This is a genomic window from Paenibacillus sp. 1A_MP2, from assembly GCF_052244825.1.
Lineage (GTDB): Bacteria > Bacillota > Bacilli > Paenibacillales > Paenibacillaceae > Paenibacillus > Paenibacillus vandeheii.
Window position 1 is genome coordinate 4,669,942 of sequence record NZ_JBQQCS010000001.1, and the last position, 16,534, is coordinate 4,686,475.

A 16,534-nucleotide genomic window follows, 5' to 3' on the forward strand; every position below is an offset into this window, starting at 1 on the left:
AAAATAACCCCACATCGTGGAGCATGATATGATCAAAAAAGGTACGGACTGCGTCCGCACCCTTCACTTCATTTACCCGCAGCTGGTCGGAGGTGAATCCGTTCCTGCCTCCACGTTCACTTTCTCGGAGACGGTATCCCGAATTACAGAAATAACAAGCTGAAGCAAATAATTGATATCGCTTTGACTTTGCTGGAACTCCGTAACCAGCGGAATGCTGTCCAGCTCTTCCTGCAGATCCTCAATTTCCTGTTCAATTTTGCTGACCATGTCTGCATTTTTGAAGCTTTCAAAAGCAACGATTTCTTTTTGTTTCTTCTTGATCGTTGCGATTAATTGCTGGATGCGTTCATGATCACGAATTTTGGACTCTGCCTGTTGGAACTGCTTCACTTCCTCGCTCGTTCCAAGCATATCAGCCAATTCTTTGGCTTTTCCCATAATGTCGTCGCGTATGACCAGATTGCGCGTATCGTAGGTAGGCATTCCATACTGGTTGTACTGCACTTCTTCCTGCGCCACTCGAAATCGCTCCATTCTATGAGATGATATAAGATGAATACTCGATGTTGCACTAAGCTTAGTTGACTGCTTGAGTGACCGCTGCGGTTACGGATCGTTCTTTCGATCGCTTTTGTCTCCAAATTTTTCAGATTGTAATGGTCTGTGGTTAAAATTTGGAGACAAAGGCGAACGCTTCGCTTCTGCAGAATCGATTCCGTCACCTTCGCTACGCTAGGCCGTAACCCGCTAAGTGCAAAAAGACATTCATCTTATTAGGTTTGTGTATTACTGATTGGCGGCTACTGGCTCTGAGAGCAGGTTGCCCCGAATATAGAAAGTCATTGGATCGGTGATTTCCACATGTACGAAAGTACCGATCAACTCTTTAGGTCCTTCAAAATGCACCAGCTTGTTGCTGCGTGTACGCCCTGCCAGAACATTGGAATTCCGTTTGCTCTCGCCTTCGACGAGCACTTCAACGACCTTGCCACGCTGTTTTTCATTGCTGCTGTGGCTGTATGCATTGATCGTCTCGTTCAAGCGTTTCAAACGTTCCTTCTTCACTTCCATTGGCACGTTGTCCTCCATCACCGCAGCAGGTGTACCTTCACGCGGAGAGTAGATGAATGTATAGGCAAAGTCGTAACCGACTTCCTTGACCAGTGACAGCGTATCTTCAAACTGTTCTTCCGTCTCTCCCGGAAAACCAACGATAATATCCGTGGTTAACACGACATCCGGAATCGCAGTTTTGATTTTGTCAGCAAGCTTCAGGTAGTGTTCCCGACTGTACTTGCGGCTCATACGTTTCAGCACTTCCGTGCTGCCAGACTGCACAGGCAGATGGATGTGTTCCACCAGGTTCCCGCCCTTCGCAAGCACCTCAATCAGATGATCATCGAAGTCACGTGGATGGCTGGTCGTAAACCGGACTCGTGGAATATCGATTTTGCGGATATCATCCATCAGGTCACCGAAGCTGTACTTCAAATCCGTGAAGTCCTTGCCATAGGCATTGACGTTCTGACCGAGCAGTGTGATTTCCTTGAAGCCTTGTCTTGCCAGTTCACGAACTTCGGCAATAACATCTTCCGGACGTCGACTGCGCTCTTTCCCCCGTGTGAACGGGACGATGCAATATGTACAGAACTTGTCGCAACCATACATAATGTTCACCCAGCCGCGCATGCCCTCACGTTTTTTCGGCAGGTTCTCGATGATATCGCCTTCCTTGGACCATACCTCAACAACCATTTCTTTACTAAACAGCGCTTCCTGAATCAGATGTGGCAGCCGATGTACATTGTGTGTACCAAAAATCATATCCACAAAGCCATGCTTCTGCATGATCCGGTTCACAACGCCTTCTTCCTGTGACATGCAACCACACACACCCAGCAACAAGCCTGGACGCTCAGTTTTCAGGGTTTTCAGGTGGCCCAGCTCACCAAATACTTTATCTTCCGCATTTTCCCGGATTGCACACGTGTTTAACAGAATGATATCTGCCTCTTTGCGATCCTCAGTAGCCTGATACCCCATCGATTCAAGCAGTCCTTTGATGGTCTCTGAATCATGCTCGTTCATCTGGCATCCATACGTATATACGATATAGTGTTTGCCTTTCCCCACGTTTTTCAGTTCATCGGGAACAGCCGTTTCGTAAAGCACTTGTACGTCTTCCTTGCCCCGTTGTTTCTCCTGACGATGATTGGGTTCCGACTTGATGTTAATCTCCCGGCCCCGGATTCTTATCTTTTTGCTGAATTCATCTTGCGAAATTACTTTGGCATCGGAGAAATCAAAATATTGGGAGTAATCCTTTTTTGAGTCTTTAGCCATTTCCTTCGGTCACTCCTTACAGCCTCTATTAATAAAAAATCGTTATTTCATCTTGTTTCACGTGATTTGCACGCTTTATACATCAAAAGAGCATTACAGCAAATTATAACATGAATTGGGCTGTAGTTCCACATCCAAAGCCGCTGCCCCTTCGCCTATCCCGAAATCTGCGCAGGTCTGCTGAACAGCCCGAAAACACACAAAAACCTGAGCTATCCTCAGGTCGAATGTAGCGACGCTGTGGATATGCTCAGGTTTATACGTTCATTCAAGCCCCATAGTCAGGGCTGAAGATTGTTCCATGTGATTAGTCGATGATTTCAGCAGTATCGCCGTTACGCGCGCCAGCTGCATTAGCTTCATCCGTATCAATATGCATGTCCAGTGCAAAGGAATCCGATACACGAGCCAGTACATTTTCCAGTACCAGACCACGATCTCCACCCAAGCGAACTTTCAACATTTGTTTGTCCTCGATACCCCATTTAGCAGCATCAGAAGTATGGAAGTGGATGTGACGGGCAGCAACGATAACCCCCTTGTCAATGGTAACTTCACCAGCAGGTCCTTTAATTGTGATGCCTGGAGTACCTTCGATACTTCCGGATTCACGTACAGGTGCTTTAACACCAATAGCGAAAGAGTCTGTCATCGAGATTTCCAGTTGTGTTTCAGGACGAACAGGTCCAAGGATACGCACTTTATCAAACTGTCCTTTCGAACCAATAACCGCTACGGTTTCGTTAGCAGCATATTGTCCAGGTTGGGACAGAGGTTTAAACTCAGTCAATTCATAGCCTTTACCAAACAAAATTTCAACGTGCTCTTGAGATACATGAATGTGACGGGCAGATACGCCCACAGGTACTGTTTTGCTCATTGTGAATTTCACTCCTTGTTTATCTATGGCCTGTAGACAGGCTCTTAACAATCCTATGGTATTATACCCCTTTTTGAAGTGAAATGAAAACGAACTGCTGAAAATTCATGAAATACACTTATTTTGCAATCATTATATCCTGAATTTAGTAATTTCACTGCTGTAACATAGACATTTCTGCTTCCATTCCGTTTTCTTCAGAAGACTCTCCAACATACCAACAGCTTCATCATTTTGAATGTTCCATCTTCAAGTTTTTCTCCGGCAGGTTTTCTCCTAAATAACGCATCGCATTGCCCCACATCCAACCGTGAACCAGTGATTCGTTGTAATGCTTGAGCAGCATATTAATTAGCTTCGGATATTGCCCGGTATGTTCAAGCTCATGAATATACGTAGATATCCCGTCAAAATCAGACCCCATCATCAGATGATGCTCCCCACCCAGGGAACAAATCTGCTCAATATGTGGCAACAGATCTTCGATACGCACTTCGCCTTCCTGCTTCACAAACCAAGGCACAAACGTCAGTCCAATACGTCCTTCCCGGGCAATAATGGCCCGAATCTGATCATCCTTCAGATTGCGGACATGCGGGCATATGGCATAACTGTTGGAGTGAGAGGCGATAAAAGGACGCTTACTAAGGTCAGCAAGTTCCCAGAACCCTTTTTCGGTCAGATGAGATACATCCAGCAGCATGCCGATTTCGTTACACAGGTGAACCAGCTCCCTGCCCTTCTCCGTCAGCCCTGCCCCGCGCTTCTCCAATACACCATCAGCTGCCCAATTGGCATAATTCCAGGTAAGCCCAACGATCCGCACACCCATCTGATAACATAACTCCAGATAAAAGAGGTTGCCTTCCAGCCCATCGACACCTTCCAGTGTAAGCAGTCCCCACGATCTGTTCGTCTGCCCTACCTGCGTAAGCTGTTCTCGCCATAACAATGTATGCGTGCCTTCCGTTCGGTCTTTGGATATCTCCACTCGCTTTCGGTAGATGTCCAACTGGCCCATTACATGTTCAAACTTGCCTCTGCCAAGCACTTCGGGTAAATAGACCGCAAAAGCCTGTAAACCAATGTTACCTGCCCTCATACGTTCCAGATTCACATCCAGCTGTGGAGCATTTTCAAATGGAAAGCTAGGGTTCATCAGTATTTTGCTCAAAGCATCACAATGAAAATCGGCTACTCGCCAGTTGTGCATCATAATCTCTCCTTCTACTCGGTTATGTTATGGAATTAAAACGCAAAAAAACCTGTCTACTTCGTAAACAGGTTCAATGCATAAGTGCATGTATTATCTGGGCTCCACAATCAGCTTAATGGCCGTTCGGTCCTCGCCGTCGATCACAATGTCTGTAAAAGCTGGAATACAAATCAAGTCAACTCCGCTTGGTGCTACAAATCCCCGGGCTATCGCTACCGCTTTAATGGCTTGGTTCAGTGCTCCCGCTCCAATTGCCTGCAGTTCAGCATTTCCACGTTCACGAAGAACACCTGCAAGAGCGCCGGCTACGGAATTGGGATTGGACTTTGCTGAAACTTTTAATACTTCCATGGTAAGTACCTCCCTGGGAATGTTGAATGTTTGTTTCCACTTACTAGATGTTATTCGCGGGAGGCAAAAAAATTCCTTCTTTTTAGGCGGGTTTCCCTGCAAAATGAGACAATACCCCTATTCCATGCGCCACTCGTCTTCCATCAGACGAATTTTCTCAATGCGCGTTGCAGCACCTGTGGCTTCATCAATCTCCACAAAAACACCGTGGAAATGCCACTTGCCATCGTCTACGACAAAGCGTACCGGAAGCTGGGTATAGAACTTGCGAAGCACCGCTTCACGCTCCATACCCAATATGCCGTCACGCGGGCCAACCATGCCCGCATCGGTTAAATAAGCTGTTCCTCCTGGCAAAATACGATCATCATTGCTCTGCACATGTGTATGTGTACCTACGACCAGCGATGCACGTCCATCCAGATGCCAGCCCATGGCAATCTTCTCTGACGTTGCTTCAGCATGCATATCGACGAGAATGCATTTATGATCTTGACGCAGTTCATCCACAATTTCATCGGCAACGCGAAATGGACAATCCAGAGCAGGCAGAAACGTACGCCCTTGCAGATTGACAATCGCCAGCTCCTTGCCTTCGCCTTTGACTACCGTGTAACCGCGCCCCGGTGTTCCTGGAGGAAAGTTCGCAGGACGAATCATGCGAGGTTCATCATCTATAAAATCAAAAATGTCCTTATTGTCCCAGGTATGGTTACCAAGGGTGATGCCATGCACACCCCAGTTGAAAAATTCATTCGCAATTGCACCGGTAATGCCCCGGCCTGCCGCTGCATTTTCCCCATTTACAATGACTACATGTGGCTTATACTTCGTTTTGAGGTAGGGTAGGTTTTCCTTTAATGCCTTACGCCCCACATTCCCTACAATGTCACCAATAAACAAAACTTTCATTTTACTGCCTCCTTAATCCCTACCAAGCGCAGCCTTCTTCAAAGCATCCAAAACTTCGCAGGACCTCTATCTCTTGCTCATCATTTTATTATGAAAATGCCTTTAACAGGCTATCAACAGGAAAAGTGGCCCACTACTGCGGCCACTTTTCCGTAATGCTCTATTTTGCGTATTCAACCGCACGGGTTTCCCGGATGACGGTGACCTTGATGTGACCCGGATAATCGAGTTCGTTCTCAATCATCTTCGTAATGTCACGCGCGAGGCGGAATGCTTCGGCATCGTCGATTTTCTCAGGCTGTACCATAACGCGAACTTCGCGTCCGGCCTGAATAGCGTACGATTTCTCGACACCTTCGAACGACTCCGAAATCTCTTCCAGCTTCTCCAGTCGCTTGATATACGTTTCCAGCGTTTCGCGGCGTGCGCCTGGTCTTGCTGCGGAGAGCGCATCTGCTGCGCCAACCAACATCGCAATAACCGAAGTCGCTTCGCAATCCCCGTGATGGGACGCGATACTGTTGATTACAACCGGATGTTCTTTGTATTTCTTCGCTAGTTCCACGCCGATTTCGACGTGTGATCCTTCCACTTCGTGATCCAGCGCTTTACCGATGTCATGCAATAGACCTGCACGTCTTGCCAGGGTTACGTCTTCTCCGAGTTCGCCAGCCATCAGTCCAGCCAGATAAGCGACTTCCATCGAATGTTTCAAGACGTTTTGACCATAGCTTGTACGGAACTTCAACCGGCCCAAAATTTTAATCAAGTCCGGATGCAGACCATGCACGCCCACTTCAAAGGTAGCTTGCTCACCGTATTCACGGATACGCTCATCCACTTCTTTGCGGGATTTCTCCACCATCTCTTCAATCCGTGCCGGGTGAATACGTCCATCAGCCACCAATTTTTCGAGGGCAGTACGGGCGATTTCACGGCGAATCGGGTCAAAGCCCGACAGAATAACTGCTTCTGGCGTATCATCGATAATGAGGTCAATCCCGGTAAGGGTTTCAAGCGCACGGATGTTACGTCCTTCACGACCGATAATCCGGCCTTTCATTTCTTCATTTGGCAAGGTAACAACGGATACCGTTGTCTCTGCCACGTGGTCAGCCGCACAACGTTGGATGGCGAGTGTAATAATCTCGCGGGACTTTTTGTCCGCTTCTTCCTTCGCTTGCTGTTCAATGTCCTTAATCATTTGAGCCGTCTCATGACGAACTTCCTGTTCTACGTTGGACAGTATGATACTGCGTGCGTCTTCCATGGTGAGGTTGGATATGCGCTCCAGCTCCGTCACCTGGTTTTTGTAGATCATCTCGATCTGCTGCTGTGTCTCATCAATTCGTTTCTCTTTGTTAGCCACTTGCTCTTCTTTGCGTTCGAGCGATTCCAATTTTTTATCCAGCGACTCTTCTTTTTGCAACAATCGTCTTTCTTGTCGTTGAATTTCGTTCCGACGTTCACGAGTGTCTTTTTCAGCTTCAGCGCGAATGCGATGAATTTCGTCCTTCGCTTCCAGCACCGTTTCTTTCTTCAGTGCTTCTGCCTCTTTCTTCGCGTTCTCCACGATTTGTACGGCAGCTTCTTCCGCACTGGAGATCTTAGCTTCTGCAAGAGATTTGCGAATAAAATATCCTACTCCGAAACCCAATGAATAGCGCGGCAACAACGAGAACGATCATGATTGCAGTTGGCATACTGTTCACCTCCTCGTTGGTTCCTCCAAGGCATTCCTTGGGTCAATTTGCAGTTTTCAAACCTTACATATTTTTGGGAATAACGAATACTTACGGCGATCCCCCGCCGATTTTCATTTCAAGTGTACATGTCTCCACGCACTATTCACCGTTTCCGGCAAACCCATAATCATGAATGGTATAAATCTTCAAAAACAGAAACCGCTTTTTTGGAAGGAAAAAGGGTTGTCCATTTCTTACAGACTCATGTCCATTTTAGTATTTGACGAAAGAAATTGTCAAGAGAATGCAGTATAGTGAGTCCAGTCTGCTAATCCCATAACAATGCTTCGTCATCTTCGGGGTCCCCGCCTCATCTTCTTCAATTAAACAATTCACGACCCGACGCACCATATCCATGGAAAAACCTCGTCGCATCAAGAAGGGAAGCGTTTTACGTTTCTTCTCCTTGATGTCTCCTTTGACCTGATTCCATTTTTTGCGTCCGGCGGTTAGAGCAGTCTCAAATTCCGAATCCGTACTTATACCTTCCAGCGCTTCAGCAATCAGCTCACTGGCAATGCCCTTCTGACGCAGCTCTTGCCTTATCCACAGTTTCCCCTTCCGCTGGCCCTCCATACGCTGACGAGTCCATTCCTTCGCAAACAGTTCATCATCGACCAAATTCTCCCTCTCAAGCCGATCCAGGGCCTCTTCAATCAACGGTGCAGCAAATTCTTTTTGACGAAGTTTCTGACTTAATTTGTGGCGTGTGCGGGGTTTATGTTCCAGATATCGTAAAGACTGCACATACGTCCGCTGTCGCTCATCCGCTACAATGATATCTTCCAAGTCCTTCTTCAAAAATGTATTTCCTCGGGTCATCCGATATTTAATCATTACATCTTCAAGCACCGTGATTGAATATAAACCAAAGGTAATCCGGTAACGAGCTTCCCTGCTCTTCGTTCGTTCGACCCGTGTAATGGTAAGTTCTTCGTTATCCGGGAATTGCGATATTCCTTCAAGTTCTGCTTCTTCATATAATTCCTCATCATGTTGGTCCATTCAGTTCGCCCCTTCCACATCATTTTGTGTCTGAACTGCATGGCCTAATTGAAAGCACACAGCAAAACAAAAGACTTCTTCACATACGCCTAGCATGTCTCCAATGGAAACGCAGCTTCACTAAACGCTTTGCTATCTCACGGAAGACATCTAACGCTAATACAAAAGGCCGGAAACAATGTCCGGCCTCACACTAAAAGTAAGCGTGCCAACAGCCCCTGTCCATTCGGACAGAGGCTGTTGGACAGCGAGAGTACACACCACAACACCTTAGCAGCTAGATTAAGCCAAGCTCAATCAGGCTAGCTTTGGGAGTCCAGAGGGCTTACTCGTTAATTTCAAATAATTCTTGTTCTTCTGCCGCTTCTTTTTGTTGATCTTCACTAGTAGGCACAGGAACTGCAGTAGTCAAGTTGCTGGCTACACGGATTTTTTGCTCAATGACTTGAGCAATATCTGCATGCTCTTTCATGAACTGCTTCGCGTTCTCACGTCCTTGACCCAAACGTTCGCCCTCGTAAGAGTACCACGCACCACTTTTGTTAACGATGTCCAGCTCTGTACCAATGTCGATGATACTGCCTTCTCTCGAAATACCTTCACCGTACATAATGTCCACTTCCGCTTGTTTAAACGGCGGTGCCACTTTATTTTTTACAACTTTGATACGGGTACGGTTACCGATGATGTCATTGCCTGATTTAATACTCTCAATACGACGTACATCCAGACGTACTGTAGAGTAGAATTTCAGGGCACGACCACCAGGTGTTGTCTCCGGGTTACCAAACATAACACCGACTTTTTCACGAAGCTGGTTGATAAAGATTGCGATGGTTTTGGATTTGCTAATTGCACCAGACAGTTTACGCAACGCCTGAGACATCAGACGTGCTTGCAAACCGACATGGGAATCACCCATTTCGCCTTCAATTTCTGCTTTTGGTACCAAGGCAGCAACCGAGTCAATAACGACAATATCCACAGCACCACTACGTACAAGCGCTTCTGCAATTTCAAGCCCTTGCTCACCCGTATCTGGCTGGGACAGAAGCAACTCATCAATATTAACACCCAGTTTGCTTGCATATTGCGGGTCAAGAGCATGCTCTGCATCGATAAATGCAGCTTGTCCACCCGCTCTTTGTACTTCAGCAATCGCATGCAATGCAACAGTTGTTTTACCAGATGATTCAGGTCCATATATTTCAACAATACGGCCTTTAGGCAAGCCGCCTGTTCCTAATGCAATATCCAAAGCCAAGGAACCGCTGGGTATAATTTCCACATTCATGTGAGTCGACTCACCCAGTTTCATGATGGATCCTTTACCAAATTGCTTCTCTATTTGACGGAGCGCCATATCAAGCGCGGCACGACGGTCTGACAATAAGCTCACACCCTTTACTGTTTATAAGATAATGATACCTTGTTTTAACACGTTTGCCAAGCTTTTTTTCGAACATACATTCGTTTTTTTTGTGAAGGCCGAGGCGCCTCTTCCTCAAGGAAACTTTCCATTAAACAGAAAAAAGAACCGTAAACAAGGCTGTAAAGCCTGATTCTACGGTTCTTCCGTCTTCCTTTATTATACTTGCTTGGCTTAGCAAATGCAATCCGAGCTGTGAACTAGTCCATCTCCACAAGCTTACGCCACAAACGGTAAAGAATCGCTTTCGCTGAACGGATTCGAACCGTCTCGCGATTGCCATTAATACGCAGTTCATGAATTTCTGTCTCTTTACCACGCTCCGCCAGAGCGATAAATACAAGTCCTGGCGGTTTGCGCTCGGAATAACCAGGTCCCGCAACCCCTGTAACTGACAAACCGAAATCTGCATCCCCAATCATGCGAATCTGCTCTGCCAGCACTTTGGCCACCTCCGGGCTCACTGCGCCCGGTGCATCTTCACCTTCCAGATAGTCATGCGGCACATGGAGCAGCTTTTCCTTAATTTCATTGGAGTAACATACAATTCCGCCTTTAAGCATCGATGCACTGCCAGGAACTGATGTCAGGCTCTGCATGACGAGCCCTCCTGTGCAGCTCTCAGCCGCGCTAAGGGTCAGACCCATATCAGACATCATGGTCACAATTGTGTACTCTATAGGCACGTCCTCGTTCGCGTAGAGATGCTCTGGCAATCGTTCCCGGATCTGCACTTCCATTGCATCCAGCTTCAGCTTCGCCTCACTCTCACTTGGAGCCTTTGTGGATACACGTACCGTAACTTCTCCCTCACTTGCATACGGCGCAATGGTAGGATCTGTCTGTGTATCAATCAGATCAAGGAGCCGGTCTTCCAATGCCGATTCACCGATTCCTGCAAACTTCAGCATTTTTGAATAAATGGGCATTTCTTCAGTCAGTACATGCTGGAACAACCAAGGCTTAACCTCCTGTTCAAACATGGGAATCAGCTCTTTCGGTGGTCCAGGCATCACAACATAATGTTTACCATTATCAGAGATCGCATTTCCTGCGGCAAGGCCTGTTTCATTCGCCAGCGGTGTCCCGCCTTCTATAACGATTGCCTGCCGACGATTGTTTTCCGTCATATCTACATTTCGATCTCGGAAGAAACCCTCAATTTTGTCCATAGCCATTCGGTCTATATGCAGTTTGCGGTTCAAGACCGCCGCGATCGCATCCTTAGTCAGGTCATCCTGTGTAGGACCGATGCCTCCTGAAAATAAAATGACATCTGCACGACCCTGAGCGATGCGTATCGCGTCACTAAGTCGATTTAAATTATCACCAACCACCGTTTGGAAATATACATCAATCCCGATCGCAGCCAATTCACGGGATAGATATCTGGCATTGGTATTCACAATTTGTCCAAGCAACAATTCTGTGCCAACTGCAATGATTTCTGCCTTCATTCAGCATCCTCCTGTACACGTGGTGAGTGATCAAAGGGCAATAGGATAATTTCCTATTGCCCTTCGTACAAATGATTTCTTCATGCTTCCCCATTTAACCGCAAACCGTTACACCTTTGATAAATGAAGCAAATTTTTGTTTTTGATAAAGTAATCAATACCAGACCAAATCGTAATAATTGCTGCTGCCCAAACGGCGATAATGTCCATGTGAATACCCGTGAATGAGAACGGGAAATTATTCAACAGCAACAGCACAATCGCGACAATTTGCACGACAGTCTTCAGTTTGCCCCAGGCACTTGCCGCAACAACCGAACCATCCAGTAATGCAATCTGACGCAGGCCGGTAACCGCAAACTCACGACTAATAATGACCACGGCAATCCAGGAATCCAACTTACCCATTTCTACAAGAGAAATCAGCACCGCAGTAACCAACAATTTGTCAGCCAGCGGATCAAGCAATTTTCCCAGGTTGGTGACCATATTATTTTTCCGCGCCAGATAGCCGTCAATTCCATCCGTGCTTGCCGCAATGATAAAAATAACAGCAGCAATTAATTGATTATACGGAAGCGATAAGCTCCCCAATTGCAACGGCTCTGGATAGAACGGAAAATCTACGAGCAGGAACACCATCAAAAAAGGGATTAAGCAAATTCGTGCAAGCGTAATCCGGTTGGGTAAATTCACAAGACGCCCTCCCTCTTATCCTCCATTACTCCAAACATTCATCTTAATCCCGTGTTCATCATCCGGAACATGAAATTTACAGTTTCACTGTCAAATCAGCACTAAAGTGCTCTCACTATGTAAAAACGCAAAAATAAAGTCAACCGTTCAAACGCAAAACCGTTTTAAACGTTCCGGTGACTTTCAGAAGATGTACTGCTTTTCACAAAGTCAGCAAACGATGATGACTGGGCTTTGATGCTTATCTGCCAGCAATGCACACTTAGTATAATATACGCCAATTGCAGTGTCAAAAAACATGCAAGCTACAATGAGGAAATATTACTTAAAGTTTGTATATTGCAGATCCAGAGGTAGATTGGCGCCGTTCAACAACTGCATCACAGCTTGCAAATCATTCTTACTTTTACCTGTTACCCGGAGTTGATCTCCCTGAATCTGACTCTTCACTTTCATCTTGGAGTCACGAATCAAAATATTGATTTTTTTAGCGATATCCTGATCAATTCCCTGCTTGAAATTCAAACGCTGGCGGACTGTGCCTGAAGAAGCCGGCTCTACTTTTGCATAATCAATGTTTTTTAAAGGTAAACCCCGCTTAGCCATCTTGGATTGAAGCACATCGATAACAGCCTTGAGTTTGGTCTCATCATCAGATACGATCGTTAACGCATCCTTATCCAGTTTCAGACTGCTCTTGCTGCCCTTGAAGTCATAACGCGTGCCAATTTCCTTTTCCGTTTGTGTAACGGCATTTGTCAATTCCTGCAAGTCCATTTTGGACACGATATCAAATGAATTTTCTGAACTCAAACCAGTCACCCTTTCAGTAATCATATGTTCTGTAACATTATAGAGGATACGCCAAGCAAAAGTCTAATTTTATGAGGGTTTTCAAATTAAAAAAAAGCATTTTTGGCCGCCACTTGAGATGGTTGCCAAAAATGCTTTCCGTGCGGCTGCCATTCTAATAACGGCTGCGATTAGGCTGTCTGAACATGTCGAGCACACCCAGAAGCACATGTGCAAGTCCAAAACCCAAAATTCCGTAACCCCAGGCAGTTGGAGTCAAGTAATAACCCAGGAGGCTGACAATGATCCCCAAACCTGTTACGATCCAGCTGACTGTCACAGCCATCCACCTCACTTCACCAAAAGTTGACTGCAAGTTAAGACAAGGTTAGTGTCTCCCGCAGAAACTTTGGTTATTCGCCGCCAGTGCCAGAGCTTCCTTCGGTAGTGCTTCCTGTTCCGTTCGTCGTAGTGCCTTCAGTTGTACCAGTGGAAGACGTATCCTCACCAAGTCTTAACCGAATGCGGTTCGTCGCTTTTCCGTCTGTCACAACCTGCCCTGCAACCTCAATTGTAGTTGCGGCAGCGTAACCCGACTTGATGTACATTCCTGCACTATCCAATTCGAAGGTGTAGCTGTCTCCCTCAGCGGTGTTGCCGTACTCCAACTTTTCTCCGCTAGAGTTCTCGCCCTTGTATACTTCCAGCCAACTATGCCCCGTTGCTTTAATCGTAACCGTCACAGGCTGTCCTGCGCTGCCGTTCACTTTAAAGTTGGTAATATTGCCTGATTTCCCGTCTTCAGCAACAGTTACAGCAGTTGATGGCGCATCCGTTGGGTTCCCCTGATTTTCATCAGGCGTTTGCCCATCTGTTTGTCCATCTGTCTGACCATCCGTTTGTTCATTGGCCTGTCCCTCTGCCGTTCCACCACCGTTACCACCGGCCTGGCCTTCGCTACCTGATTCAGCCGGAGGATTAGAAGCCTGACCATTATCTGTAGGCTCATCCGGTTTATCTTGAGGCTGCTGCTGGCTGTCTGTGATCTTCGTTTGATCCAGCCCTTGTGTATCGGAATCATCCTTGTTCATCACGACGTACACGTACAACAGCACAAGAATCAACACCGGGAAAGTCCACATCAGTGCGACAGACATCCAGCGGTTACTGCGCTCTACCGGACGACTTGAACGCTTCTGAATAACCGGCTCCATTGTTGCTTCCGTTTCTTCTGCAGGTACATCTTTCTTATGTCCCTCCAGCAGCTCATCAGGATTCAGCCCCACGGTTTCCGCATAGGTTTTGATAAATGCACGCACATAGAAGCTTCCAGGCAGCACTTTGTAGTCTCCTGCCTCTATTGCCTCCAAATACCTCTTGCGAATTTTAGTCATTTCCTGTACATCGTCAAGACTCATCCCTTTTTGCAGCCGGGCCTCTCTTAACTGCTGACCCAGTTCAGACATGCCATCTCCTCCTTATGTTTATCTCTATAGTTGTTGCTTATCTATTTCATGATCCCGTACGGAGCGTTACAGTTCGTCGGTGTAGCTGGCCGTAAACGTATCATAAATAATTTCTTCATTCGGACTGTTGCGGAGTTCAATAATAATGTCAAAATCGTTAAAATCATATTCGGACTCCTGAACAAAAATATCCGGGTGTTCAATGACCTTGGTGCTAGGCATCGTCATGATATCCTGTAACAAATTATAATGACGTTCGCTTGAACGAATGGTACTCACAATTCCGTCAATGATAAAAACATTGTTTGGGTTCAATTCGTCCTCGGATAGCTGACTTCTTATGGTCTGACGAAGAAGTGTGGAGGAAACAAACGTCCACCGTTTCATTGCACATACGCTGCCTGCAATAATGGATTCCGTTTTACCTACACGCGGCATTCCACGCAAACCAATAACTTGATTGCCTTCCCTCTTAAATACTTCACCCAAAAAGTCCACAAGTAACCCAAGTTCATCCCGAGTGAAACGAAATGTCTTGCGATCATCCGAATCACGATCAATATATCGACCATGACGTACAGCCAGAATATCCACCAGTTTCGGTTGACGCAAAGCAGACACAGTTATGCTGTTCACTTTGCCAAGCATTTCACCCAGCAGACGAATTTTCTCGTCATCGTCCGATTCAAGCAGCATGCCCCGGGTTTTGCCTTCAACACCGTTAATGGTCAATATATTTACTTCAAGCATCCCCAGCATTGAGGCAATATCCCCTAATAGGCCAGGTCTGTTCTTATGTATTTTATACTCCATATACCATTGTTTAGATTCCATTTAAACACCCCGTAAAGCATTATTCCACATTATTCGACAGTATCAGAACGTGTCCATTGGACAACAATCTGAGATATCTTCTAAAAATGGGTCACGTTAATGATATATAAAATGAAAATGAATTACAAGAACAGCTCTGTAATCCGTTTGTAATCATTAGAGAAAAGCCCCCTTGCGGGAGCTTTCCATCTGAAACTCTTATGCGTTTTGTTTGGCCAATTTGACCATCAGGCACGCAATCGTACGACGCTCATCTGCATCGCCGACATCCCATAATTCTTTCAATGCCCGGTTGGAATGGTTCGCTGGATCAACTTTCTCATCCAGGAAGTCACCAATTTCGTATGCAAGTTTGTTGATGGTTTCTTCATTCATCCCCATCTTTTCTGCTTGCTTCACGCGGTCACCCAAAAACTTCTTCCATGTGTCAAAACTTGAGAGCACTGTTTTTTCAGTTGACATGATAAATCCTCCTTTGCTGACGCATGAGATTTAAAATCAACAGTTGTAATATGTGCTTCCCGGCCATTTTATATACGAGCATTTTTGAATTCATCGAAGATCTGCTTCAAATCAACAATTTCCATCAGTACACTACCCCGAAGAGTAATCAACATTGAATTTGACTCAGTTATTACGTGAGCCAGCCCCCATTTGGACTTATAATCTGCCCGTTAATATAGCCTGACTCAGGAAGTGCAAGGAAGTAGACCAGTGATGAGATTTCATCTGGCTGGGCAAGTCTTCCTGCAGGAATTTCCTCTTCCAGCATCTTTAGTTCATCCTGATCCAGATGGTTTAACATGGATGTTTGAACGGCACCCGGAGCTACAGCATTCACCGTCACTCCAGAGGGAGCCAACTCTTTGGCAAGAGCTTTGGTGAATGCATTTACACCGCCTTTGGTCGTAGAATACAACACTTCACAAGAGGCACCTGACAGTCCCCAGATCGACGACACATTAATGATTCGGCCATATCTTTGAGAGATCATGTGAGGCATCATTTCCTGTGTACACAAGAACGTGCCTTTCAGGTTGATCGCCATGACTTCATCCCAGATCTCTTCCGTAACATCGGACAGCAATCCATAATGTGATATTCCTGCATTGTTCACCAAAATATCCGGCATCAGCCCATGTGATTCCAGCTTCTCACGCATACGTTCGATCTGTTCCCGGCTGCGAAGATCAGCAGACACCGTCATGACTTTACCACTGCCCTGTTCCATACATCTTCTCGCAGCTTCATTAGCTGCTTCATGCGATTTCATATAGTGAATTACGACATTCATGCCCACCTTGGCAAAGCGCTCCGCAATGGCTGCTCCAATGCCTCCGCTAGCGCCTGTTACAAGTACCGTCATTTCCCCGATTGGCTTCAATTGTCCTGTTCCCCTCTCCAT

At 46.2% G+C, this 16,534-nt stretch carries 16 protein-coding genes and 1 pseudogene; all 17 read right to left on the minus strand.

From position 1 onward, the window contains the following. Positions 1-72: 72 nt before the first annotated feature. The 17 genes and pseudogenes from ACTWJ7_RS22795 to ymfI all read right to left on the minus strand — a co-directional run bounded on the left by ACTWJ7_RS22795 (position 73) and on the right by ymfI (position 16,534). Complete coding sequence (locus tag ACTWJ7_RS22795) at positions 73-486, minus strand: RicAFT regulatory complex protein RicA family protein (RefSeq protein ID WP_443146410.1); 414 nt, start codon at positions 484-486, stop codon at positions 73-75. 303 nt (positions 487-789) lie between these two features. Then, positions 790-2,346, minus strand: coding sequence for a tRNA (N6-isopentenyl adenosine(37)-C2)-methylthiotransferase MiaB (gene miaB / locus ACTWJ7_RS22800; protein WP_079346889.1), 1,557 nt, complete (start codon positions 2,344-2,346; stop codon positions 790-792). 307 nt (positions 2,347-2,653) lie between these two features. Then, positions 2,654-3,226, minus strand: a complete 573-nt coding sequence (pduL, locus tag ACTWJ7_RS22805; RefSeq protein WP_017689107.1) for a phosphate propanoyltransferase — start codon at positions 3,224-3,226, stop codon at positions 2,654-2,656. A gap of 229 nt (positions 3,227-3,455) precedes the next feature. Continuing rightward, positions 3,456-4,442: a dipeptidase gene (locus tag ACTWJ7_RS22810; protein WP_443145902.1), complete on the minus strand. Its 987-nt coding sequence runs from the start codon at positions 4,440-4,442 to the stop codon at positions 3,456-3,458. Between the two features lie 90 nt (positions 4,443-4,532). Further along, positions 4,533-4,793, minus strand: a complete 261-nt coding sequence (locus ACTWJ7_RS22815; protein WP_019005392.1) for a stage V sporulation protein S — start codon at positions 4,791-4,793, stop codon at positions 4,533-4,535. A 117-nt stretch (positions 4,794-4,910) separates the two neighbouring features. Beyond that, complete coding sequence (locus tag ACTWJ7_RS22820; RefSeq protein ID WP_024630289.1) at positions 4,911-5,705, minus strand: TIGR00282 family metallophosphoesterase; 795 nt, start codon at positions 5,703-5,705, stop codon at positions 4,911-4,913. 160 nt (positions 5,706-5,865) lie between these two features. Further along, positions 5,866-7,408 (minus strand): annotated as a pseudogene (rny, locus tag ACTWJ7_RS22825) (ribonuclease Y). A 255-nt stretch (positions 7,409-7,663) separates the two neighbouring features. Next, on the minus strand, positions 7,664-8,455 hold the full coding sequence (locus tag ACTWJ7_RS22830) for a regulatory protein RecX (protein ID WP_443145903.1): 792 nt from the start codon (positions 8,453-8,455) through the stop codon (positions 7,664-7,666). A gap of 325 nt (positions 8,456-8,780) precedes the next feature. Then, positions 8,781-9,845, minus strand: coding sequence for a recombinase RecA (gene recA, locus ACTWJ7_RS22835; protein ID WP_079346896.1), 1,065 nt, complete (start codon positions 9,843-9,845; stop codon positions 8,781-8,783). A gap of 239 nt (positions 9,846-10,084) precedes the next feature. Then, positions 10,085-11,341 (minus strand): competence/damage-inducible protein A, encoded by a 1,257-nt coding sequence (locus ACTWJ7_RS22840; protein WP_079346898.1) that lies wholly within the window; start codon positions 11,339-11,341, stop codon positions 10,085-10,087. 108 nt (positions 11,342-11,449) lie between these two features. Next, entirely contained in the window at positions 11,450-12,037 is a 588-nt protein-coding gene (gene pgsA, locus ACTWJ7_RS22845; protein ID WP_079346900.1) for a CDP-diacylglycerol--glycerol-3-phosphate 3-phosphatidyltransferase, read from the minus strand. Positions 12,038-12,358: 321 nt separating this feature from the next. After that, the gene (locus tag ACTWJ7_RS22850) at positions 12,359-12,850 is read right to left on the minus strand and encodes a YajQ family cyclic di-GMP-binding protein (RefSeq protein ID WP_017689115.1); all 492 of its coding nucleotides are present in this window, start codon (positions 12,848-12,850) and stop codon (positions 12,359-12,361) included. Positions 12,851-13,004: 154 nt separating this feature from the next. Then, entirely contained in the window at positions 13,005-13,175 is a 171-nt protein-coding gene (locus ACTWJ7_RS22855; RefSeq protein WP_157258470.1) for a hypothetical protein, read from the minus strand. Positions 13,176-13,242: 67 nt separating this feature from the next. Further along, the gene (locus ACTWJ7_RS22860) at positions 13,243-14,295 is read right to left on the minus strand and encodes a helix-turn-helix domain-containing protein (RefSeq protein WP_079346902.1); all 1,053 of its coding nucleotides are present in this window, start codon (positions 14,293-14,295) and stop codon (positions 13,243-13,245) included. Positions 14,296-14,361: 66 nt separating this feature from the next. After that, a complete protein-coding gene (locus ACTWJ7_RS22865; protein WP_301249663.1) occupies positions 14,362-15,129 on the minus strand; it encodes a DUF3388 domain-containing protein in 768 nt (255 codons plus the stop codon). A gap of 198 nt (positions 15,130-15,327) precedes the next feature. Further along, on the minus strand, positions 15,328-15,591 hold the full coding sequence (locus tag ACTWJ7_RS22870) for a DUF3243 domain-containing protein (protein WP_024630281.1): 264 nt from the start codon (positions 15,589-15,591) through the stop codon (positions 15,328-15,330). A gap of 172 nt (positions 15,592-15,763) precedes the next feature. Then, positions 15,764-16,534: an elongation factor P 5-aminopentanone reductase gene (gene ymfI, locus ACTWJ7_RS22875; protein WP_094936462.1), complete on the minus strand. Its 771-nt coding sequence runs from the start codon at positions 16,532-16,534 to the stop codon at positions 15,764-15,766.